Source organism: Streptococcus sp. k-402, from assembly GCF_013277515.1.
In the GTDB taxonomy this organism is placed as follows: domain Bacteria; phylum Bacillota; class Bacilli; order Lactobacillales; family Streptococcaceae; genus Streptococcus.
In genome coordinates, this window is the sequence record NZ_VMNB01000015.1 from 1 (window position 1) to 23,353 (window position 23,353).

At 37.0% G+C, this 23,353-nt stretch carries 19 protein-coding genes; all 19 read right to left on the minus strand.

Going from position 1 to position 23,353, the window contains the following annotated elements; all coding sequences use genetic code 11:
- Positions 1-16: 16 nt before the first annotated feature.
- Positions 17-238 (minus strand): hypothetical protein, encoded by a 222-nt coding sequence (locus HT724_RS09175; RefSeq protein WP_004237679.1) that lies wholly within the window; start codon positions 236-238, stop codon positions 17-19.
- Between the two features lie 52 nt (positions 239-290).
- Positions 291-1,097, minus strand: coding sequence for a ParA family protein (locus tag HT724_RS09180; RefSeq protein ID WP_173276692.1), 807 nt, complete (start codon positions 1,095-1,097; stop codon positions 291-293).
- 87 nt (positions 1,098-1,184) lie between these two features.
- Complete coding sequence (locus HT724_RS09185; protein ID WP_173276693.1) at positions 1,185-2,861, minus strand: relaxase/mobilization nuclease domain-containing protein; 1,677 nt, start codon at positions 2,859-2,861, stop codon at positions 1,185-1,187.
- The gene (gene mobC, locus HT724_RS09190) at positions 2,852-3,220 is read right to left on the minus strand and encodes a plasmid mobilization relaxosome protein MobC (RefSeq protein ID WP_166736081.1); all 369 of its coding nucleotides are present in this window, start codon (positions 3,218-3,220) and stop codon (positions 2,852-2,854) included. Before mobC ends, HT724_RS09185 begins: the two co-directional genes overlap by 10 nt.
- A 230-nt stretch (positions 3,221-3,450) precedes the next feature.
- Complete coding sequence (locus HT724_RS09195; protein ID WP_173276694.1) at positions 3,451-3,750, minus strand: hypothetical protein; 300 nt, start codon at positions 3,748-3,750, stop codon at positions 3,451-3,453.
- Positions 3,751-3,798: 48 nt separating this feature from the next.
- A complete protein-coding gene (locus tag HT724_RS09200; RefSeq protein ID WP_173276695.1) occupies positions 3,799-7,965 on the minus strand; it encodes a PBECR4 domain-containing protein in 4,167 nt (1,388 codons plus the stop codon).
- Between the two features lie 11 nt (positions 7,966-7,976).
- Positions 7,977-9,326: a hypothetical protein gene (locus HT724_RS09205; RefSeq protein ID WP_173276696.1), complete on the minus strand. Its 1,350-nt coding sequence runs from the start codon at positions 9,324-9,326 to the stop codon at positions 7,977-7,979.
- A gap of 22 nt (positions 9,327-9,348) precedes the next feature.
- Positions 9,349-11,184 (minus strand): type IV secretory system conjugative DNA transfer family protein, encoded by a 1,836-nt coding sequence (locus HT724_RS09210; RefSeq protein ID WP_173276697.1) that lies wholly within the window; start codon positions 11,182-11,184, stop codon positions 9,349-9,351.
- Positions 11,181-11,729: a DUF3801 domain-containing protein gene (locus HT724_RS09215; RefSeq protein ID WP_173276698.1), complete on the minus strand. Its 549-nt coding sequence runs from the start codon at positions 11,727-11,729 to the stop codon at positions 11,181-11,183. Before HT724_RS09215 ends, HT724_RS09210 begins: the two co-directional genes overlap by 4 nt.
- 1 nt (position 11,730) lies before the next feature.
- Positions 11,731-12,606, minus strand: coding sequence for a hypothetical protein (locus HT724_RS09220; RefSeq protein ID WP_050112693.1), 876 nt, complete (start codon positions 12,604-12,606; stop codon positions 11,731-11,733).
- A 14-nt stretch (positions 12,607-12,620) separates the two neighbouring features.
- Positions 12,621-12,836 (minus strand): hypothetical protein, encoded by a 216-nt coding sequence (locus HT724_RS09225; protein ID WP_240156741.1) that lies wholly within the window; start codon positions 12,834-12,836, stop codon positions 12,621-12,623.
- A 10-nt stretch (positions 12,837-12,846) separates the two neighbouring features.
- Positions 12,847-13,527 carry a hypothetical protein gene (locus HT724_RS09230; protein WP_173276699.1) on the minus strand — a complete coding sequence of 227 codons (681 nt, stop codon included), beginning with the start codon at positions 13,525-13,527 and terminating at the stop codon, positions 12,847-12,849.
- A 12-nt stretch (positions 13,528-13,539) separates the two neighbouring features.
- Positions 13,540-16,455 (minus strand): phage tail tip lysozyme, encoded by a 2,916-nt coding sequence (locus HT724_RS09235; protein WP_173276700.1) that lies wholly within the window; start codon positions 16,453-16,455, stop codon positions 13,540-13,542.
- Between the two features lie 10 nt (positions 16,456-16,465).
- A complete protein-coding gene (locus tag HT724_RS09240; RefSeq protein WP_173276701.1) occupies positions 16,466-18,829 on the minus strand; it encodes a DUF87 domain-containing protein in 2,364 nt (787 codons plus the stop codon).
- Positions 18,771-19,145, minus strand: a complete 375-nt coding sequence (locus HT724_RS09245; protein WP_173276702.1) for a hypothetical protein — start codon at positions 19,143-19,145, stop codon at positions 18,771-18,773. The genes HT724_RS09240 and HT724_RS09245 overlap by 59 nt, the downstream gene beginning before the upstream one ends.
- A 57-nt stretch (positions 19,146-19,202) precedes the next feature.
- Positions 19,203-19,745 (minus strand): conjugal transfer protein TrbL, encoded by a 543-nt coding sequence (locus HT724_RS09250; protein WP_240156742.1) that lies wholly within the window; start codon positions 19,743-19,745, stop codon positions 19,203-19,205.
- A gap of 216 nt (positions 19,746-19,961) precedes the next feature.
- Complete coding sequence (locus HT724_RS09255) at positions 19,962-20,189, minus strand: hypothetical protein (RefSeq protein WP_000402890.1); 228 nt, start codon at positions 20,187-20,189, stop codon at positions 19,962-19,964.
- Positions 20,190-20,271: 82 nt separating this feature from the next.
- On the minus strand, positions 20,272-20,691 hold the full coding sequence (locus tag HT724_RS09260) for a hypothetical protein (RefSeq protein WP_173276704.1): 420 nt from the start codon (positions 20,689-20,691) through the stop codon (positions 20,272-20,274).
- 87 nt (positions 20,692-20,778) lie between these two features.
- Positions 20,779-23,346, minus strand: coding sequence for a G5 domain-containing protein (locus tag HT724_RS09265; protein ID WP_173276705.1), 2,568 nt, complete (start codon positions 23,344-23,346; stop codon positions 20,779-20,781).
- Positions 23,347-23,353 lie beyond the last annotated feature (7 nt).

Sequence of the window (23,353 nt, forward strand, 5' to 3'; positions counted from 1 at the left end):
ATAAATATATCCATAACTATAGTTTCTCGATTAATTTATCAAGATAATCTGATGCAGACTTTGCACCAGCTGCTTTTGCAACTTGATCTAACTTTTTCCGATTACTTGGCTTCAAAGTAAACTGGAATTGCTTCTTACGTTCAAAACTTTCAAAACTATCTATATCTGGAAGCTGTTCAGGTTGATGAGTTGCTTCAATAATCTGTGAAATTTCTTTTTCTTTCGGTGTAAATGCCATCATAATCTCCTTCTAATTATATTTATAACTGTATTTATGTTTACAAATATAATTATATTGTATCATAAATTCTTGAAAAAGTCTCCTCTAGCTCCATAAAAAACTTTTTATGTTTTTGATAAAGATCAGAATTCTCCTTCATATCTGCAATAGAGACCTTATCAATCGTGGAATGATTGAATAGCTCTTTTGCTGGTACAATCCCTAGAAGGTTATCTGTTCCCTTTTCTTTGGCTTCAAGTCCAAGGGCTTCCAGTAATTCTCTTGATGATCCATAGTTTGGTCGAATCATATTTGCTAGAAAATATAACTCAGCAGTAATGTAAGACTCTCTGGTACGATAATCGATTACATCCTTCCTGAAAGCTTCTAATCGAGTTGATAGATTGAATTTAGCATTATAACCAAACTCTGAAGGAGTCAAGGGACTAATAATAGCGTGACTGACCGCAACAGCATTTTTTGTAGCTGTCGCAAAGTCTGGTCTACAATCAATCAAGATATAGTCAAACTGACCCAACTTCTTCTTTTCGTAGTTATCTTCTAACCAAAGATAAAGTAACATATTTTTCTTATCGCTGTTCTCTAAATCTCGCTCCACTGTATCCAACTGAACCGAACCTGGAATGAGACTAACATTTTCCTTGATGTGCTTAATATCCACATCGCCTCCTTTGAAAGCATTCGCAATTGTATTCTGACTTTCGTAAATATTGTAGCATTGAGTCAAATTACACTGATGGTCTAAATCTATAAAGAGAACCTTATGCCCTTTTCTAGCCAACCATTCTCCATAATTAAATGTCAAAGTTGTTTTTCCAACACCGCCTTTAATAGCAGCAAATGTGATAATCTTCATTCTATTTCTCCTTCTCTTTTTCTATACTTCTATTATACCATTATAATTATATTTGTCAATATGTGTATGTTTATATTTATAATTATTTCACAAAAAAGTTTCTCTTTCCTTTCGCTGTTCCACATTTTTCTCAATGTCTTGATGTAACTTATAATCTTTTGTAATTGTTTCTACTCGTTGATATAAAGCTTGGCGCTCAAAAGTCACCTCCTTAACAAGTTTATCGATTTCAGATTTTCGAGTGCTAGGATCTACTCTCAGATCTTTCAGAATGGAAATAGCTAACGTTGATTCCTGAGGATTACTTGACTCCAATGCAAGAAATGCAGACTGAATTTTATTAAGATCCCCCAATCGTTGATCAAGTTTAGCAAGTAAGCTATCTACTTCTTCTAGCTCCTCTTCAAAACGATTTAACAATTCATCAAATTGTTGTCCTTCTGTCACTCCATGAGCAGATAGATAATTATATTCACGAACAAGCTGATCCAAAGTTGAGATTTTAGGATTTTTTCGGATAATCATTTCTCCATTATCATACGACAACTGGGAAGCGACTGTTTCTCCCTTCATGTAACGATTCTTATCAGCGTGTTCAGGATTAACAAAATAGTAGAAGTCATTCTTTCTGATAAAAATTTCATAAGAGCCATCTTCTGCTTTTTCAATCTGATGAGCTGGAATAAGAATGGTTCCCTTATTTCTAATCCCAAATTCCATTTCAAGATAGATTCCATTTTTTGTTTCTTCCATCACCTGCCATTCTTCAACTGTGATTCTCATTTCAAAATCATCTTCTCGTTCTGCCACCATCTTTTCATATTCAGATTTTATTTCATCAACAGATAAGGTCACCTCGTTAGCAACCACTCTCTCAGAAATTTTCTCTAAAGAATAATTTCCTTTTTTTGACAAAGTGCGATCCCTAACATTTCTGGTTTGATCTCGATCGGTCAGACGATATTTTATTTCCTTCCCTGAAGTATCAACAACAAGATCTAAAGCTTTGGCCTTAGATTTAAAATCTTCTAAGGAGCTTGAATGTTTTAAAAGGAAATCTAAACGAGATTTAATCTCATAGCGAAAAGAGTTTTTTTGTCGATAGGCATGATAGGTTTTTCGATTAGTCCATAATCGCTCTTTAAGAATTTTAGCTCCAGCTAAATCCGCATACTTGTTTGAAATATTAAATAGACTTCTAGCAGTATTTTTCTGCCAACGAAATTTGTTTAAGGTAACAGAGTTAGTTGAATTGAAAATAATGTGATTATGAATGTGTCCCTTATCCATGTGAGTCGCTATGACAAATTCATGTTGTCCACCAGTTAATTCTAAAATCGTTTTTCGACCAATCTCATGAATTTCTTGTGGAGTCAAATCATCTTCAGGAGAAAATGATTGGATGATATGATGAGCCAACACTCGATTCGGATTTTGAATATCCGATAGCTCTTTTGTTCCTGCTCGTTGAGCCGCATTCTTTTTGGTCAAAAGAAATTCTTCTGTCGCTGTGCTAGCATCTGTAATTCCATAAGTAGATACAAGTTGCTTGACTACTCGGCCATCTTTGACCACTGCTGGAAATTCCAGCTGTTCATCTTGTTCTAAAAAACTTGTTTTAGATGGATTCTCAATATAGCGTAAAGCATTATTTAAACTTTTTGTATCAGTCAGCTCGACCGTCTTTGCTTCATCCTCAATATATTTTGTAGACCGTCCTAAAGAAGCTACACCCTTAATCTGAAGAACCTTTGTTACAACCATCGCTCTTGATCCTTTGTTTGATTTTCCTGTTTTTGGATAAATTGGCTGACTGTATCTTTCAAATGTTTCTGCAGTTCAAGAATCTGACTCAATTCATTTAGACTAGCCTGCTCATCTTCGTTTACCTTTTTTGCGACCTGATTTATATTGACCCCTATCCGATTTATTTCCTTACGTAGTTCTCTCAATTCTTCAAAATTTAAGATTTTGACCTCACCCATAATCAACATAATTCGGGCAAAGGCATTAAAATTTGTCATTCCAGATTCTGCAATCTTTGTTGAAATGAACCGTGCCTCTTCTTCCGTTAAACGAATTTTTTTCTGAATCATTCGTTTTCGTTTTTCTCTATTTTTCAAAAAATCTTCACCTCTATTCTGGCAATTTTGCTTAAGGGGCTTAGAGCCCTTTTCTTCTGGCAAGATTAGCACTTGGGTACCCAAATGCTGTTTTTAAAAAGGTCAAAGTTAGTCAGGGTGTAATCCCTGACTATTCTTGACTTTTTAAATCTTTGGGGAAATCCCCAATCCCCTAATCCCTGCAAGCAGGAATGTTGTTCTATAACGAGGGAAAAGTTTGACTAAACTTTTTAGTCTTCCAGTAGAAGCTCCATTGTATCAACCATCTCCATTTTAAGAATTTCGTCTTTTAGTTGTTCAAATCGTTCATCACTCATCCCTTCAATTTCTTTAAGTGCAATGGGATACATTTCTACTTCTTCTAGCTCATAGTTTGTTTTAATTCGCATATCTCTACGAAGAATGTAGAGACATTCCTTACGTGAAATGTGCTGGTTAACTTCATTCACTTTTGGCGAATCTGTAGCCTCATCCTCAAAAAATATCTCCATTAAAAGATCAAAAGTTTCTTGTTTTAGATGTTCAATCATCTTCCGTTTCTCCTTTTTTGTTTTTCTTCCTACGGACTAATGCCTCCATTATTGAGGGCTGCTCAGGGACTTTTTTTCTTCCACCTGCTTTACAGCCTCCGCCTTTTGATTCCCTAACTGCTCAGATTTTTCTTTTGCTTGTTGGAGTTTATCAGCAAACTTATCTTTCGTCACAGTTTTATGTTTCACTAATTCTAACTTAGCATCCATCCTATCAATCAAACTTTTTGCTTCCTTCTGAACAACCTGCAGTTGTTCAACCATATCTTCAAAACCATTTTTATCTTTTGCCCAAATAGCCAAATATCCAAAACTATAACTACTCGTATCAAAACCAAAATGATTAGCTACGACATAAGCGACACTTTCAGCTTGTAATTCTTGCTTACGATATTGTTCGTCCCCATATTGTGCACTAGTTCCTCTGTGTAAATCTGAGTGAGCCATTTCATGAAAAATGGTTTTTAGAATCTGTTCTTGACCCTTCAATCCTTTTGAAATGACAATTCGATTTTCATCTGGGGAGTAATAACCATTTGTGCTCTCTCTTTTAATTTCTTCAAAACTGATAGGAACCTGATTATCCATTGAAACAGCTTTGGCTGCTCGGTACAAATCTTCATAATCTTTAACGTCTCCAGTCAATTCATGAATTGCTTTTGGCAATTCTTTTCCTTCTGTTTGAGATACGTCAAAGACATTTCCTAACTTGAATCGAGTAACGATGATTTCCTTCTGTTCCATTTCATTTTCAGCTGGAGTAAAATCTAACTCTTTTTGATGAACAGGGATGCTTGTTTTCACTTGGTAAGGAACCCAAATCTTCAGAGCTTTTGAACCCTTTTTAACTGTTCTATCAAAATCCGTTTTCCATTTATTGAAACTAGCAACTTGAGAAACATTAGGATTTTGCATCTTCAGCAAATGAATATTGTTGAGTGAGTAGTTGTGAAACTTACTCATCGTATCCAAGAATGATTTAAACTGTTCTGAATCTAAATAGTTCTTCATTCCCTCTTTCAAGTGTTCAGCTAAAGCTTTTGTATCTTTATTTGCGACTAACTGGGAAATGGTTTGTTCTGAACTTTTAGTAGCAATTGCATCGGTTATAATAGCTCCAGTTTCAGCTTCAACATCTGTCCTTCTTTCTCTATCTTCCTGTTTTTTATGATGGTTAGAAGCACCGTTGTATGGATCTGTTCCCTGCAACATCTCATCAGAATTGGAAATACCATCACCATCCAAATCACGATCCCTCTCATCTTTTCGGTTATACTGATAAATTTTTTCGTATCGATTATCTAGTGTCTCTTGCGAATCTTTGACTTGTAATTTTTCAAATTCTTCTCGAACATTGGCAATAGTTTGTTCAACTTTTTCTGATAAATCATTCACTTCTTTTTGCCATTTTTCTACAAGAGCTACTTGTTCTTGAGGCGAATCTCTAACTCCCAACTTCTCAAACCAAGCAGATAAATTTTCAACTTCAACGCTATCACTTCCATCAAAAGAGATAAAACCAAGACGACTATCATGACTACTATCCGAAAAACCAATCGGGCTGTTTTCTAACACTCCATAAGGTACTTGGGATAAAAGTTGATCGGCATAAGGAGTATCTTCCAAAGCGTAACTGAACTGAGAAATATCTAGTTCACTCGCTAATCTCTCCAGATGATACTGATTAAATAATGTCCCATCTATCTTCATCAGCTCTGGATGCTCTCTCATTTCTCGTGTACCAAGTCTTTCTTTATGAGCGATTGGATTAATCTCCTCACCAATATTGTAACGGATGCTATCCTGAATCAGTTCACCGTCAGGACTGTATAAAGCAAATTGAACCTTTGTAATAGGTGTATAGGAAGCACCTTCTACCTGGTTCATTCGATCACTTACACTCGCATGATGTTTGTCGTAATAGATATTATTCTGCTTATATAGCTCTGTTGCAAAAGACTGATAATCAACCAGCTCGGTTTCGCTAAAAGGTAAAATTGGCCCATCTTTATGCTTTTCTGCCCATTGAAGGCGGACATTGTAGTTATTTTTTTCAATCTCATTTGGGTGAATTGCCTCAAACAAGCCATTTTCCATAATGGATTGCAATTCTTTGCCCCCATCTTTAATATAGTCCTCATTGATTGATAGCTGTTCAATGTGGCCATTACGTTCACGGAAGATACCAAGAATAACTTTTCCATCGGTTTTCTCCACATCAACTTTTAAATCTTTCTTAATTTTCATAAGAGATGCAGGGACACGTTCTTCTCCTATATCTTTGAAAAGAAGTAGGAAGTCTTCATCTTTACTCTTAATAGCTTCTGAAAAATTAAGCCGTTGTGCTATTCTTACCTCATCTAAGTTATCCAGTACAAACGATTTAGAATCAAGAATATCCTCCAACATGGGAATGACTTGTAATTTTTCTTTTAGACTATTACTAACCATTATTTGGTTATAGTTTCCTCTTCCTTCTGCAAAATCAACTACAAAATCTGAAGCTTTTTTCCCTTCCACAATAGGTCTGATTCCTGTTAAGTGTAAAAAGTTTTCTTGTCTAAAACTAACATCTAACAAATTTACTTCTCCATTATTTGAGTAGAAATAATAGACTTTACTATTTGCCAACTCTTCTAAATACCATTGAGAAGACCTCTGAATAGAGCCTGCATACTGATTCATTTTTTTTAAATCATCTTGTGTAATTGGATGATATTTTGAATATCTTCGTTGCACTTCTTCAAAATTTGTGCTAAACTGTAAGTAACGATAGGGTGATGTCGGGTGACTGGTAACAGTTTGCTCAAAGGTTGCTGATGATTCAGCTTCAGGTTCGGCACTGCCCACAGCATCAGGCTGTGAATAGCCCTCTCCACCACTGGCCCTATCATTCATTTGCTCCTGAGTACTCTCAGGAGTTTTTTCTGTACTCTGAATTTGTTCCTGCGCTTCATACTTAGTTCCATTCTCGTACGATTCCGACATACTATTTTTTCTCCCTCTTTCTTGATTAATGATTGTTTGATATTTTTGACGGACTTCCTCCTTTGTCAGCTGGACATCTGACACAAAGGCTTTTACATCCTGTGTAGTTAGCTCTTGCGCTTTTCCAAGAGCTAGTTTTTTCTCAAAAAAGCCCTGGTAATACCAAGACTTTTCATCTACTGTATAAACATGTGCTAACTCTTTAGGAGTGTTATTCCCTCCCTTCAGAAAGTCATTCCAATCTTCCTTCTCCTGGTATCTCTGAACGATAGGCGGAATCGCAATCTGTACTGGAATCCCCTTTTCCTGCAGACTAGTTATAAATTTATAGCCAGCCATATCATTATCTACAGCCAAGGTAATCATATCTTGATTCTGACCATCTTTAAAATAGTTCGTTGTTCTAGCGACTACTTCTAGAGCTTTCCCAGTATTCTGATTAACTTGATAGGATTTATCATTTATCTCTGCATACAATTCCATAAACCGTCTACTAATGATTCCTTCTTTTACTCCATCCATAGCTACTAAGCGGACATCCTGAAGCCTATCTTTATGAAGCTCATAGTAGCTCATTAGATCGATTGGAGCTTCCGCAAATACTAAACGTTTAGGATTCCCAATATCAATTGAAAAACCTAGTTGTCCGTCTGAATTTCTCATAATTTGTTTTAAACGCCCACGTTCAGGATAGTGCTCTCGATTCTCTACTATTCCCTGAAGACTCGCTCCAGCTAAAAAGCCTGTGTTGTCTTTATATTTAAAGACAATCACAGGCTCAAAATAGTCTCCTTTTTTTCGGATTGCTTCCGCTATACTGCCTTGGCTAATAAAGAAGTTAATCGTATCATCTGAAAGGCCTCTCTGTGCCTTCAAATAGCGTCTAGAGGCGCTGAAATCCTGACGCTCATATCTTTCCAAGTGATAACTAAAAGGCTCTTTTGAGGCCGTCTGAGCTTCTACATCTACTGCCTTAAATTCTCCAGTTTCTAAAAAATTCATCGCCTCCTTGTAAGAAACACCTCGTATGGTTTGAACTAACTGAATAACATCTCCAAATTCAGTTCTTGAGTTCCAGTAAAATTCATTTTTCTTTGTATCTATTACAAAGGAATCATGTTCTACCCAGTTATAGCTATAGCTACCCGTACGCTTTAACTCCATACCTAGTTGCTCTGCAACAGAAATAATAGATAATCTTTTGGCTTCTTCTTTGCTTAACACCATTTGTTATCCCCCTACAATGAAAATTCTGGCTCTTCTTTTTCTGCTACTATATCTTGTGTCTGTTCTTTCTCAAGTTCTTCCGCTTCTACAAAACGTTTTAAATCAGGAATATGAAGCTGAGCTTGTTTTAGCTTATCATGAACTAACAAGTTCTCATCTATATGATAGACCGCTTCCTGATGACCATTAAATCCTTTATCTAAATCAATATCATCAAAGCGGATAACAGCCAACTCTGTCAAACTTCCCTTATACCAAGCTCCAATCTCACTTTCAAGATAGAATCGAACGGATTCTCTATCTTCCGTCTTTGTATCCCGTAAATAAGCTAGTTCCCAGCTTTCTCCTTGAGAATAACCAACGACCTCTTGAATGATTAACTCCTGATTATTAGTGTCTAAAATCTGGTTAATATCTCCTAAACGTGGTACTAGAATTTCCTGAGCTAATGAAACGGCTTCTGTACGATAGTTGAAAAACTCATATTGTTCCCTATCTTCTACATAGTTCCTAACAAAGTCTGAATAATGAGGGAAATGTTCCTGAAAACTAGCTGAAATCATTCCATAGATATAGGCTTGTTTTACTGTTTCAAACTGGGCTATTTGATAATATGAGGGGTCAAGCTTGCCCTCTTGATTCAATAGTTCCTTGATATTTTCTGGAAGTTGAATCGGTTCTGAATCTGGCCAAGTTTTCTTAGAATAGTTGATTACTTCTTCGTAAAGAATGGTATCGATCTCTGGATTCTCCATTTCAAGCAAAGTATCTACAATTTGAGCATATTCTGAAAGATTGGAACGATAATCAGTAATCAAGCCATCTTTACTAACCTCCCACTCCTCAACCTGAGCATTTTCTGGAGTTCGTAGTAACAATACCTCCTCAGCTTCCGGATCAACTCCAATGACCTGATCGCCATTGGGTAGCTGATCCATCTCCAATTCCCGAATCCTAGCATCTAATTGATGATTGACCTGAAGCAAATCTTGTTTCAAGTGAAATAATTCTTCTGCATTGGCTTGTAATTCCTCAAAATACTCTCTGGAGATTTTCACTGGTTGAACCAATAAATCTTTCTCTCGTTGCTCTCGAGGGTAAGAAAACAAGTAGGGAGCAACTTCTTTGAAGTCCTGGTAATTCATCCATTTTATAGATTCTGTAACAATCATATTTTGGACATCAACGACATCTGTATGAGCTGTAATCCAACCAGCTAAAGCCAACTCTTTTACTGCTTCAGATAGGGGGTAAGAAGGGATATGTTCTAAAATCCCCTCAAAATAACCAATCCCTCGTGCAGTCTCCTCCTCAACTTCACGCTTCATTCGTTTAAAGTGTTTTTGTGGTAATGTATTCATTCTATTTCATTTCCTTTCTTTCCTAACTCACTTTAAGAGGAACTTCCTCAACTTCCTTAATCCCAATATGAATAACATTTTCTTCCCCAACCTGATCTTTCCACTCATCAATATCGCTCAGATATCGCTTGTATCGATACCAGTTGTCATCATTCGGGTCATTACTTAAGAGGTAAGCTCTTGGATGCGTGTCCAGGTTAAATTTTTGATCTCGAAAAACATTTTGTTTGGATAGGAAGAGTAGGGCTTCTGTTGTTCCAATCGTAGCCACCTCATGCGGTGTCAACAGCTCTCGACCAATTTTAGAGTTCTGCTTAGAACTGCTAGCATTTCTTCCTCTGCTCTCACTATAATTCTGATCATTCAAAGTTTGCTTACCTGATCGCTCAGATAGGTACTTAAGCGTATCTAAGTCATTGGAGCCTAAATAAAGAATAGCACCACAGTTATTGATAATCGTCTTCGTATTTTCTTTACCGTACAATACTTCAATCTGACTTTGAGATTGCACCATCATCTTGATAGAAATCTCTCGTGAACGAATAACAGAGATAATTGGCGGTAGATTAGGAATCTTGCCAATCTGACCAAACTCATCTGCCCACACCTGTAGATGTAATAGGTCTTCCTTAGTCTTTGTTGGATACTCACCTAATATAACTGCATCTGCAGTTTTTATTAGCACATCAAAAATAGTACTAAAAAGAAGGGCAGATAAGAACTGATAAGCTGGATCCACTTCTGGAATATGAATAAAAACTGCTGTTTTCTCAATATTCCATTTTTCAATCTCCAGCGTATCCTTTTCAATAATCTTTCTTAGTTGCTCATGATCAAATACTGAGAAAGTTGTTGCAAAAATGGCATAAACAGAAGCCCGTGTTTGGCCATCAAAGTTTTTATTAAATAGCTCCCACTGCCTGCAGGCATAATTCCCTGGGCTCCTTCTCTCCAGATCTTCAAACATCAATTCAACTGGACTCTCCGCCTCTGGATGATTCCGTCTCAATTCTCGAATCATATCTGTAACCTGCCCTAAATTAGGTAGATAGTGATCGATTTGACCATCAAAATAAAGATAGCCAATTAGAGAACGCATCAAGAGTTTATTGGCTGCAGGCCAAAAAGGATCACTTTCATGACCATTTCTGTTGAGAGACTCTGTAATTGCCTCTGCCACTCGGTCTATATCCATTTCATTATGAATATATCTAAAAACGTTGAAGCCATCTGAATTCAGGAAAGTAATCAAATCAAAAATCTTCATCTTATAGCCTTTTTCTACAAGTGATTTCCCTGTTTCATGAATCAAAATCCCTTTAGTATCTGTAGTTACAAAACTAGAGTTAGCTTGTAATATATTTGGTTTTACAGCACTACGTGTCTTTGAATCCCCTGTACCTCCATACACCAGAATATTTTTATTAATCTGATTTTCAAAGCTCAAGCGGTTATTAAATAGTCCCATCTGACTGTTCTGGGTAAAAATCATATTCTTTTCAGGTTCTTCGTCTCGGAATCTCATCAACTCTTCTCTTGTCGCAAAACGAGCTGATCCATGTTCCTCCCCATACCTGTACGTACCTGTATCCGATACTCTCAAATACAGCAAAAAAGCAATCAAAAATCCGCCCATACCAATTAATAAAGAAACTGGAGTAAATTGAAAATCAAACCAAGATTTATCGCTTAGATGGTCGCTCATCCAATTAAGCTTTCCAAGTCCAAATACATCTGTTACTGAATCGGTTTCTGGTGCTAACAGCCATAGTTTAAAGAACCAATGAAAGAGGTAGAATAGACCAATTCCTAACAACAAATACGGTCTAAGTCTCCGTTTCTTCTTTTCTGTAATCACTTCATTTTTCCTCCAATCTGTGGTTCGATATTTTCTGGAAGAACAAACTCCTTCGTATGAATGTTTACCTGAAGCGAGTTAATTTTCTCTTGTTCAACTGCTTTGAAATGTTGCAATTTCTCCTCAAAAGAAGTCGTTTTCCCATTTTTTAGGTTTCGCTCATTGAATCCTTTAGGATCTCTTGTGATGCCTTCTAAGACATCCTTAAAGGCTTGTTCGACAACTCCTTTATCTTTTGCATTGAAAGCAAGAGTTGTCTTACCGTCAGGGTGTGTATAAAAAGAAAAGCCAATCCCGTATTGGCCCAGTTCTTTTCGAACTGCCTCGAGATTGACTTCATTATGTAGTAATTGCTGGACTTCTTTAGCATCTGCTGTTGCCATGAATTTATTCCAGTCTGTATCACCAGTAAAGACTACATTCTCCCCTCTGGCTTGATAAATTTCAACTGCTTTAGAGCTCACCAAGAAGAGTCCTTTTAAGATTACTTCTCCTGTCACAAGAGTTGCCCGTCCTAATTGGGCTACCACTTGTTCTTGTTCCATTTTAGCTCACCTCTTCAATTTTGAAATAAAGATCTTTCAATTGAGTAGCTTGAGAATCTTTCGCAAAAATCTGTTGTTTCAACTCATCGATCCTATTTTGGCACTGATCAATTTCCTCATTGGCTTCATTGATAAAATCTTCGTTGGATTTGATTTTATTTTTAATAGATTGCTTATAAGTAACCGTCTGAGCCTCAAAGCTATCAATAACCTCTGAAGGCACATTTACTGTAGTCGCATGAGAAAGAGAGAAGGAAGATTCAGCCTTTTGATCAGGAATCGTTTTATTCTCTTGCTGACTAAATGTAGCAACAACTGGTGCTACTTCTTCTGTAGCTGCATCTTGTAAAGGTTCTACTTGTTCTTCCTCATTTTCATCTAATCTACTGAAATAATCCGTAGTCCATTCACTAGAAGAATAGGTAATTTTATCTTCCAAAGGCACTTCCTCTCTAACCTCATCTTGAGGTTTCTGAGAAACTAGCTCAGCAATTCTTTGACGAGCTAAATTCGCCTCTTTCTTTACCGTTAGATCTTCTAGTTCAGGAGCTGGTTCTGGTTGGGGTTGAGGTTCTGGTGTACCTAGTGAAGAGTTCTTTTCTTTATGTTTTTCTAAAAAATGAAGCAAACCTTTCTTTTTCTTTCCAGCACTCATACCAAAATTTTCCAACAACTGATCAATGATGCCAACAAAAGGTATTTCAAGACTTTCTTCTTGTAGGATTTCACCTTCAGAATTGAGAGAATAAAGTCGATAGATTCCATTTATTTTATTACTCTTCATTCGTTCATTGATGATTTCTAGCCTTGATAACAAGTCATCTCGGTACTCAAATGTTTCCTCTTGATTAGTCAGTTGATTGATAATTTTATACATGGTTCACTCCTTGGTTACTTGATTGCTGGAAGGATTAGTTCCTTCATTTCCTGATAGGATAAGCCACTTTCTTCTGATAGAGCAACAAAAAGCTGTGCTTCCAAATCTTTTTCTTGATTTATGTAATTCTTGATTTTTTGATCTGCTTCTTCTTTTTGTCGTTGCGCTTTTTTCTTATCTTTCCTCACTTTCTCAAGCTTACCTTCAAGTTGTTCTATTTTTTTATTCATTCCGTTCTCCTTATTGATTACTACTAGTTGCGGTTGTTGGTTCAGAAGATGTAGGTGTTGCCGTTGATGTAGAGGAAACTGGAGTCGAGCTTGAACTGCTAGTATCTGCGTAGGTTCCTACACTTTGCCCTCTCGCTTCAGTCAATACGATAGGCTCTATTTTATTGATCAATAGTTTCCCTGCTTTTTCTACATAGGTCAACCGAATTGTAGCCTTAGTGCTACCAGTAAGCCCCTTAGAAGCTCTATTATCTTTCTCTGTTAGAGTGGTACTAGTATATTGAACCTGAGCTAAAGCAATTTTATGTTGTTTATCAATGTATATAGATCCTGATTCAAAAGCTTGGTCAACCACATACCCCTTATAGGTCTGATTAACTGGTTTCTGTTCTTCTTGAATAGTTTCCTGATACATGGAATCTGTCATAAAAGGCTTATAGCGTGGTCGATTCTCTTCTAAATCCTTCTTCGTATAGTAAGCAATCAAAAAATCTTCAACCTGTTGCTCAGAAAGAGAAAGTTGTTCCTGCTGTTTCTCTTCTTTATCTTGCTTCACCTCTTCCTGTCTTTGACTAGTCTGTCTCAAATTCTGTTGTACTTGAGCAATAGAATAGCCCAGGATAATACATAAAACGGCAATGAATCCCACAAAGAGTCCCTTTACCATTTTTATTAACTTTTGATTATACATTCTTTTCCTTTCTTATTTAGGGGTAACAAAATAGATACCTGATTGTGGTTTCAAAGTACGCCAACTCGACACATATAAACCACCAAAGTTCATTTCTGAAACCAAGAAACTACCATCGCTATTAACGTACTCACAAAAAGCAACGTGACCATAGATTGGCGATGCCCCAGCTACACCATTCATGAATACAGCTGCAGAACCTGGTTTAGGAGTCGTTGAAATGTCATATCCTTGCGCTTGGCCACTATCAACCCACTGATTGGCATTTCCTAGATAGGGATGAATGCCAACTCCAATTTGAGCAAAGCGATTATAAACATACCAGGTACAATTCCCTAATTCATAAGCGTTACCTGAATAGCCTTGTCCTTCTAAAAGTGCTTTATCCGTAGGAAGTCCATAAGGTAGCTTATCTTTATATTCTGCTGGAACTTGCTTGCTAGAAACACCTGTTGAACCTCCTCCTTTATTTTTTAAGAAATTTAGCCATTGACGAGCTGCATTTTGTCGTTCTAGAAGCTTATTACCTGGTACTCCCAACCAAGCGTTCAAGAAGTCCTCCGTAAGAGCTTCTACGGATCCAGTAGATGTTACAATTCTTCTGAATGCTGCACGTCTAGTTGGATCATCTTCCTCCAGAAGAAATTTTGTTTGGACTTCCGCAGACCAAATATCTCCATTCACAGATTTTGCAAAATTCCACAACGCAAGAGCACGAGGGCCAGTAAATTGACCAATCCCAATCCCGATATAGTGCAAACCGTTGACTAGATAACCTCTTTCATTTAGAGGCAAGGTAGGGTACATAGCTTGAAAGGCTCCCCAATTACCAACTAGATTTTCTGCAGTTGGTTCTTTAGCAACTTTATCAAACTGATTATTGGTTAGAAAGTCTGTTTCATAGCGTTTAAAGGTGATGGAACTCTCAATATCAAATCCTCCCAAAACGGCTGCGATTCCTTCATCTGTTGCTTCTGGTATATTTTTTTTGATTGCATCCGCAAAAGCTCTTGCACGTCTTCCTTTATCTCCAGATGTTTCAATATTACTGACAACAGACGTTGCTTGGGTATATTCTACACGCTGGAAGTAAAAACCGACATTAACATAAGTCCAGCTCTTCTTGATGTTCCCATCTTTATCTTTCTTGTTTGATCGATCAGGTTCTAGCTTTTGATAATAAACGGTTTGATTTCCTTCAGGTGCTACCTTTCCAATAATATCTCCAGCTTTGACGTGATCGCCTGTTTTATAGCGAATCGTATCTACGTTCTTATACAGAAACTTGGAATCCTGATCACTAATTTCTATGTCACTCCCCTTAACTTCAACTTTCCCATCTAAAACAGCTAACAGAGACTGACCTCCTGAAGCCTGCAAAACAGAGCCATTAAAAACTTCCGTTTTCGTTTTATATCCAAAACGTTCAATAATCTGAAGGGGAGCTTCTGATTCAGGCTGATCTTCTGTATAAAATGGATTATCTAGTTCTTGAAGCAACATATATTTTCCGCTATCTCTAGCAATTTCTAAGAGTTCTTTATACTCCTCTAACTCGTCCTTATCAAGCTTATAGAGATTATTTTTAGTATAAAGCTCTTCCATCGTTTTAAGATTGTCTTTATCCCCATTCAAATTCTTCCATAAGGTGTCTAAGTAAAGTTTCCCACGATTCTGTTGTGAAAAATATTTATTCCCGTCTATACGAAGCTTATCTGAAATATCATCATATTTATAATTCAAGTACAAAAGTGGATCGTCAATTTTTGTCCAATAATCTACCTTGTCATTCGATTTTTCACGATCCAATTTTGAAAGATACAACCAGGTATCATTCAAATCAAATTCATCTTGACGGGTAATTCCTGAACTACCTATACCAAGTATAGCCAGAAACAAAAGCAGACCAAAAGCAATCAGATAAGCCTTTAAGCTAAATGGATTTTTGATAATAACTTTAAGCGGTTTAGAACCTACACGGTAAAACTTCCTCGCTTTCTTAGCCGCTTTCCCTGTTTTAGAAGCAGCCAAGCGTTTCTTATAATCCTGAATACGACGAGAGAGTTTTCCTTCCCAAGAAAATTCTCTTGGAGTTCGAGTGAAGCCCCTACCCTTAGCCTTATTGTAGACTCTATTTCCAAGGCTATAGCTCGATTTAACCATTCCTTGACCAAGTTTACCACTATATTTCCCAATCGTTTTGATTCGTTTCCCTTGAATCTGAATATCCTGATACCGATATTTGGCTCGTGCTATATCTGATAGTGTATCATCCTGATGCGCTGCAGAACTAGCTTGTTGACTCGCAGAACGTTCTAAAGCCTGTTTAGTAGCACGGAGCAACTTCTTCTTGCGTGAACCACCATTAGCCTCTTGAGCGACTTTAAAAGTTCTTTTAGAAGTTTTTTTCTCCAGTTTCGCCTTATCTAATTCCTGCTTAAGGAATGTCTGTTTTTTATTGTTTCTATCTAATTCCTGCTTAAAGAAGACCTGCTTTTTATTGTTCCTATCTAATTCCTGCTTAAAGAAGAACTGCTTTTTATTGTTCCTATCTAATTCCTGCTTAAGGAAGAACTGCTTTTTATTGTTTCTATCTAATTCCTGCTTAAGGAAGACCTGCTTTTTAATTTCCTCTGGACGAAGTGCCTTTCCTTCTTTTCCAAGATTTCTTCCTTGTTTCTGGATATTCTTGTACTCTTTTTGGATTCTCTTATACTCTTTTTGTATTTTCTTGAGCTTGTTCTTAGAAGCTCGAAATTGGCTTCGACTCTTCTTTACCAACTGACGTTTAGAGTTGGTCTGAGATTGTAACTTCGTAAGTTGTTTTGCGCTATCTTGTTGAACCGTTCGGTAATTCTTACGAACTTTTTCTAGCTTTCGATCTAACCTATGACCGATTGTTTTTGGTCTGCCTTTCTCCTGATCCATAGTAAGACTCCTAAGCGTCTGTTGCGACTAAGTTATACAACTTAGTATTCTTTGGTATTGGATTTTCAAATGGCACCACAACTGGCCCAGCTACGATTAAGCCAGTACCTTTAGCTTTTGGCCGTGCTAAGTAGCGAATCTGTTTATCAGTCAGATTGACAATCTCTTTTAGGATAGCCAAATCTTGAGGTTTTTGTTTGAGTAAAATCATAAACTCACTATTTGAGAGCAATTTCCGACCTTCTTCAACAGCAGCTAGCGTTTCTACGTTCTGGGTGATTCCTGTTGGAATCGCACCATATTTCCGAATCCGTGAATACAACGTAGTAAAGAAGTCTGCTTGAGCCTTATTTTTAAATAGAATCTGCATCTCATCAAAGTAAACCCATGTAGTACATTTCCCTTGATTCTCTACAATTTGATTCCAGATATAATCCTGAATAACCATTAAAGCAAACGGCTTCAACTTATGAGACAACTTCTTCAGATTAAAGATAACAAAGCGATGATTGAGATCCACGTTGGTATTGTGAGCAAAAATGTCCTGAGAACCAGTTGTATAGGTTTCTACCGCTAAAGCTAAGTCTTGTGCTTCGGGTTCAGGTTGTTCTTTCAAGACCTGGTGCCACTCTTTTAAAGTTGGAGTATAATGATCTGTTAAATAGCGTTCATAAGTCACACCTGTCACTCGGTCAATAATCCCAATCTGTGCATCTGTCACCTCTGACAGAATCGATTCAAACAATCCCATCAACAAGTTTGCTTTATCCCCTATTGGATCGTCATCCTCATCATCCAAACGATCCAGATCTGGTAGATCCAAAAGATTGATATGTGTTTTAGAACCAATCGAAATATCCACCATCTGAGCACCGAAAGCACGGCCAATATCAGAATATTCATCTTCGGGATCCACGATGATAACTCGGTCTTCTGGATATTTCAGTAAAGTTGGAATAACTTCTCCACCCTTTATTGTTGTAGATTTACCAGATCCTGAAGAACCTAACACAACTCCTGAACCCGTGTTCAAATCACGTTTTCGATCTAGTGTAATGATATTGTTTGATAACTGATTTTGACCATAGTAGCGAGCGAGTGAGCTTTCAGACTTTAAGTCCACGTTGGTAAAAGGAACTTGCGTAGCAATATTAGCTGTCGTCATCTTTCTCATAAAATTCTTCTTCACATTCAAGAAGCACTCCCCGATAGGTAAAATCGTATTCAAAGCCTCTTCTTGATAATAATAAAGATCTTCAAACTCTACCCCTAATTTACGGCCAGCACGCTTAATCTTCTGTTCGTTACGTTGTAGTTCCTCTTGGCTCTCTGCCTTAAAATACACTGCAATCAAACCAGAAAAGATTTTCTGATCATACTCAGTAATCTCGTCTCGCCACTTCTTGGTAGCTTCTGAGATTTCTTGGTCACGACCAGCCACAACCGCATCATCAAAGATACCAGATTGAGCGGCCTTACGTTTAGAACGAAGTTTCCCAATTTCAGCATCTGTTTCTGCATCGTCAATTTTCTCTAAGATTTCAACATTCTCATAAGGTTCTGCATGGATAGTAATAGCTAATTCAAATCCTAGTGTTGTTAAATCCCGAATAAGCCGATCAGACATCCAGTTTGGATAGCGGTGGGCATAAAGTATCTTGACCCAACTATCATCTATAATCATGCGTTTTTCTTGAAATTCAATTCTGTTTGGCGCAATAAATGATTTAGTAGATAAACCTGTCAAAGCAATTTCTTTATAATCAAAATTGACATATGGATTACCTCGTAGTAGCTCAGAAAAGACTTTTAGGCGATCCAAACCATTCATATCCCTAAATGTAATATCAGCCTCCTGGAACTGAGTCCCTAGGGAAACTCCAATATCTTGTAGGATCAACTGAGCCTGTTTTCGGTCATCCGCATTCGTTGAAATGGTCACATACTTATGTACCTCGAAGTTGTTAGCATGTGTTGTAAATCGCTCCTTGATCATCTCATTTAGCTCTTCACGATAGTCGTCAAAACCATCATTTGTTTCTTCAAACAAGATATTCTGCAAGGAGTTATCCGATACTCGACGGTTAATGACTAGGAGCTGGTAGTTACTACCCTCATCCAGTGAATTAAGAGCATCCATCGTTGTATCGATGATACTCTCTTTTTCATCTTGTTGAGCTGTCGAGTAAGAAGCATCTCCCAACATAAAGCTACGAGAATATTTCTCACGAGCAATGTGCATCAATCCATCTTCATGTAGATGTGTGTAATTGATCGTGTTTTGCGTCGTAGGTTTCATCTGACGACGCAAGCGCTCAATTCTTTTCTTTTCTGCGTTTTCTAGTTTTTCTCTTTTGCTTTTGAATAAACTCATCTTTCGTATACATTCCTACCTTTCCAAATTCTGTCTCATAGGTTCGTTGTTGGATTCGGAAAAAGAAATTGATTTTTTCTTTAATCCGCATTCGCTTGGTCATGCCTGTACCGTACATTCCTCCAGGAACGACAAATAGAGCGTCCCAAAGATAGATGTACCAATCAGGTAGACCAAAGAAGTATATAGCAATTGTCCCTGAGACAGCTACTACCAAACACACGTATAGAACAATCATTCTACCTGTTAATCCAAATAGAATAGGCCTGTCCTCTGTTTCAAATTCTCTTAAAAATTCTGATCCAATTTTTTTCAATTAGTTTCCTTTCATATAAACATAACATCTATCAATTCTAATTTCTCTAGACATGGATTATACTCCTAAAAGTTGTTTGGCTTTTCGACTAGATCCAACCATTACAAAGATATAGATAACCCCCTTGGCAATTGAAGCAAAGGCTGTTCCCCATGAATCACTGGAACCAGTCGTAACCTTTAGGATATCTGCTGCAACAATCGAATCATATACAATAGAAACAATAATTAGGATGACACCAATAAGGGCAGAGGCCGCAAAGTATTTCAAGAAATTAATCGTAACAGATCGTAACGAGTCCATCATAAAGAAGGCTACTAACAATGGAGCTAGGGCTTTAAGCATATACAAATCTAAGTAACGTAAGAAAACAATAATCCCTAAAATAATGTTAGCTACTCCACTTACAGCTTTTCCGACTAAGGTAATGATGGCTTTTTCAATCATTCCTTTCCCACCAGAAATATTAGAATCAATGGTTGTTTTAACGGTAGGTGTTACATGAGCAATCACTTTCACAACAATATTAAGTAATTCCAGAATGGCATCACAAATCTGAGATGAAGCAGAGATCATAATGAAAGCAAATAAATATTTCATTAAAGCCTCTAACCAAATCTTCTGTGTTAATGCACCTCCCCTTGACTTGACCATTTGTGACCACGATGCCATTTCAAACCAGAAAAAAAGACCTAAAAGGATATACCCAATAGGTCTAACGGCATCAGCCATTATGTTTACAGCTTGGTTTGTCGCAGAGCTGTAACTAGAAAGAGAGCTTGTCAGCTCTCTAATATCTAAAGTCATAGGCTACTCCTAAAATTTTAGCTGAGACAGTGATGCAACGACTGCGGCCGCAATCCCTGCCGAAGCAACAGCTAAAAATGCACCATTAATCATAGAATCAGACCCATCATCTTGCCTTTGCTTATCTTTATTCTTTCTTCCTTGAATATAATCAACCGCACCATTCCAGATCCAGATAAGACCTGTGATTGTTCCAACTACACCTAGACCAGTAATAATTTTTGTAATGATTTCCATTTTGTTTTACCTCTTTTAATTCCTTTTTTCTTTAATAAAAGGCACTGCAGAGATTTCTACAGTGCCAAACACAATACTATTTTTATAATTCATCAAATTCTTCACGATAAATCGTCCGAACAGTAGCTACTAGAATACTGAGACCAATAATAACTGGAACTTCAAAATTCGGATATGGGAAAAATAACCCTCCTCCTTTTGGTGCATCAACCACTTGACCAGCATTAATAAGTGAATCATGGGACATTCCTAAAATATGCGGTGTATACCATCCAAAAATATTATCAATTATGTTTTCGCTTGGAAAATTGAATAGATGGTGAATAATTGCCATTCCGCCAATCAATACGATTGTTATACATATTTTAGCTATAACCCACAGAATAAACATACCAATAGTGGATTTCACAACATTAATACACCAAAGAACGATATAAAAGGGAGCTGTAAAAATCCTAATAAAAGCTACCCATAACCAGGAAAAATCACTCCCAAATTTCATAACTCTACTCCTCCACAATCTACCGTAATTATAGCATGAATCGACAATCTTAACAATATTTTTATATTGTTTTTACATTATATTTTACTACTTTTTATTTAATTTCCTATAGATTATTACAGAGATTCCTAATGCTATTCCAATAATTCCTGTCAAAGTCAAGAAATTGGATAAACTAGTTCCCGTATTAGGTAATACTTTTTCAGCTTGGGTTCCTACTTCGATAATTTCATTTACAGGATCTACTTTTTCAAGACTCGGTTTGTTTTCTTTTACCTCTCCTGTATCTGGGTCAAGATAATAAGTTGTCGTAATTGTTTCTCTACCTTTAACACCAGCTTGAATAATTTTTTCTTCACCTTTCTTTAAATTTTTATTTTCTCGTTTTTCAGTTTTAAATTCTGTTTCCATAATTTCAACTTTGGGCTTAGTCCCTACTGAAATAACTTCGTCTACCGGTTCAGTTTTTTCAACCTTTGGTTCATTTGCGGTTACTTCTCCTGTTTCAGAATTAAAACTATAGGTAATCGTGGTTGTTTCATGACCTTTGCTACCTTTTGTAACAACTGTCTTTTTACCTACTTCTGACTCTTTATCCTCAACATATGTTGTTTTATAATCCAAATCTTTAGTTGTGACAACAGGCTTTGTTCCCACAGAAATCACTTCGTCTACAGATTCAGTTTTTTCAGCCTTTGGTTCATTTGCGGTTACTTCTCCTGTTTCAGAATTAAAACTATAAGTAATCGTGGTTGTTTCATGACCTTTGCTACCTTTTGTAACAACTGTCTTTTTGCCTGCTTCTGAGTCTTTATCCTCAACATATGTTGTTTTGTAATCTAGTTCCTTAGTCGCAACAGCTGATTTGCTTCCTCTAGCCACTACTTTATCAACAGCTTCTTTAAGAACTTCTTCTTTTATAGATGGTTCATCTTTCGTTCGAACTCCTTTTTGAGTTACATAGGTTTTAGTAGTTCTTTTAACTCCTAGAACACCTTCAGTTACAATTTTTTCTTGTCCAAACTCTAACTCAGGATCCTCTGTATAAACCGTCTTAAAAGCTATATCAGACTCTGCAACATCTACATCTTGCCCCTTTGTACCTTTTGCAATTACTTTATTAACGGCTTTTTTAAGGATTTTCTCTGTGACAGCTGGCTCCCCTACACGTTTGCCTGATTGAGTAACATAAGTCTTTGTTATTTCTTTTTGACCTACAGCACCTTCAGTTACAACTTTGGTCTGTCCAATTTCTAACTCAGGATCCTCTGTATAAGTTGTGTTAAAAGGGATGTCTTCTGTTTTCACCTCAACGTCTGATCCTTTAGTTCCTCTAAGAACAATGCGATCAACTTTAGGTTTTGTAATAGTAGTTGAAATAACCTTACCATCTTTTAGAGAAACCAATTGTGAACCTTCACTACCAGCTTGCTTTTCTTTCTCTTGACCAGCAGCCAGCGATGGATCCTCTTCATATTTGGTTTCAAAAGCAATTTTTTCAGGTCTGAGAGTATTGATTTTTTCATCGACTTTTTTACCATCTACTGTTACAGAACTGCGAATACTACGTTCCACAGACGGTGTACCAGTAAAGGTATAATTAACAGTATAGGAACCATTATCCAAATCACCTGACCAAGAAACGGTATTATTGGTGATAGTTAGAAGAGTTTTTTGACCATTAGGAGAAACTAATTCTGCTGATGTTAATGTCAAATCTGCTTCAGGACTAATAGAGACTGTTCCTTTTTGTTTAACGGTTCTTTCAGTGACAATTGTTTCTGTCGCAGTATTGATGAAAGCATCTTCAATATCTTTTTGAGTTTTCTTATCTCCATAGATATCAAGGACATTAGGATGTCCAATATCAATCATTTTCTGTTTCGAAGAGTTATCGCCACTATACTTATCCAAATACAGAACACTCATGAAGGTTTTCGCATTTGCTTTCGCCCAATTCGCAAAACTTGTATCAATGGTTTCTCCTGACGACCAACCATCTGTGTACTGTAGTATCGAACGTACACGATCAGCACTTCCACCCTCCGTCAAGCGATCAAAAGTTTCTTCAAAGGGTTCATCCTTCTTATCTGTCGCAAGCTCATCAGTATGGAAGAACGAAGCAACTAACCTATCTCCTACAATTTCTGTATATAAAACACTTCCTTTAGCTGCAAGTAAGTTATCAAACATTTTCAATGCTTCTTTTTTAGTTTTCAATTTGGAGATACGTCCATTTGGTCCATCTCCAGTAGCATAAGAAGAATCTGTATTCCCACCGTATACAGCAAAAGACACTCTATCTTCATCTGTCAACACATTTTCAATTAGATGCTTCATAGATAGAAACTGTTCGTAACGTACAGAACCGCCACTGTATCCTAAATCTTGGCGCATCTTATCAGACAATGACCCCGACAAATCCATGACCAGGAGTAAGTCCATAGGTTTGTGGGTAGTCTTTGTAGTGGTATCTGTTTCAGTTTTACTTTTTGCCGTAAACGTCAAGGAGTTACTATTTGCACCACCTCCATTCTCCTCTGTCGCATACACGACCACAGGATTTACAAAAGGTGCGACAACTTCAACTAAATTCGCAAATCCTAGAACTGTTAGCCCTAAGATTACGCTACAACGCTGTTTCCATTTTCTCATAAATTTT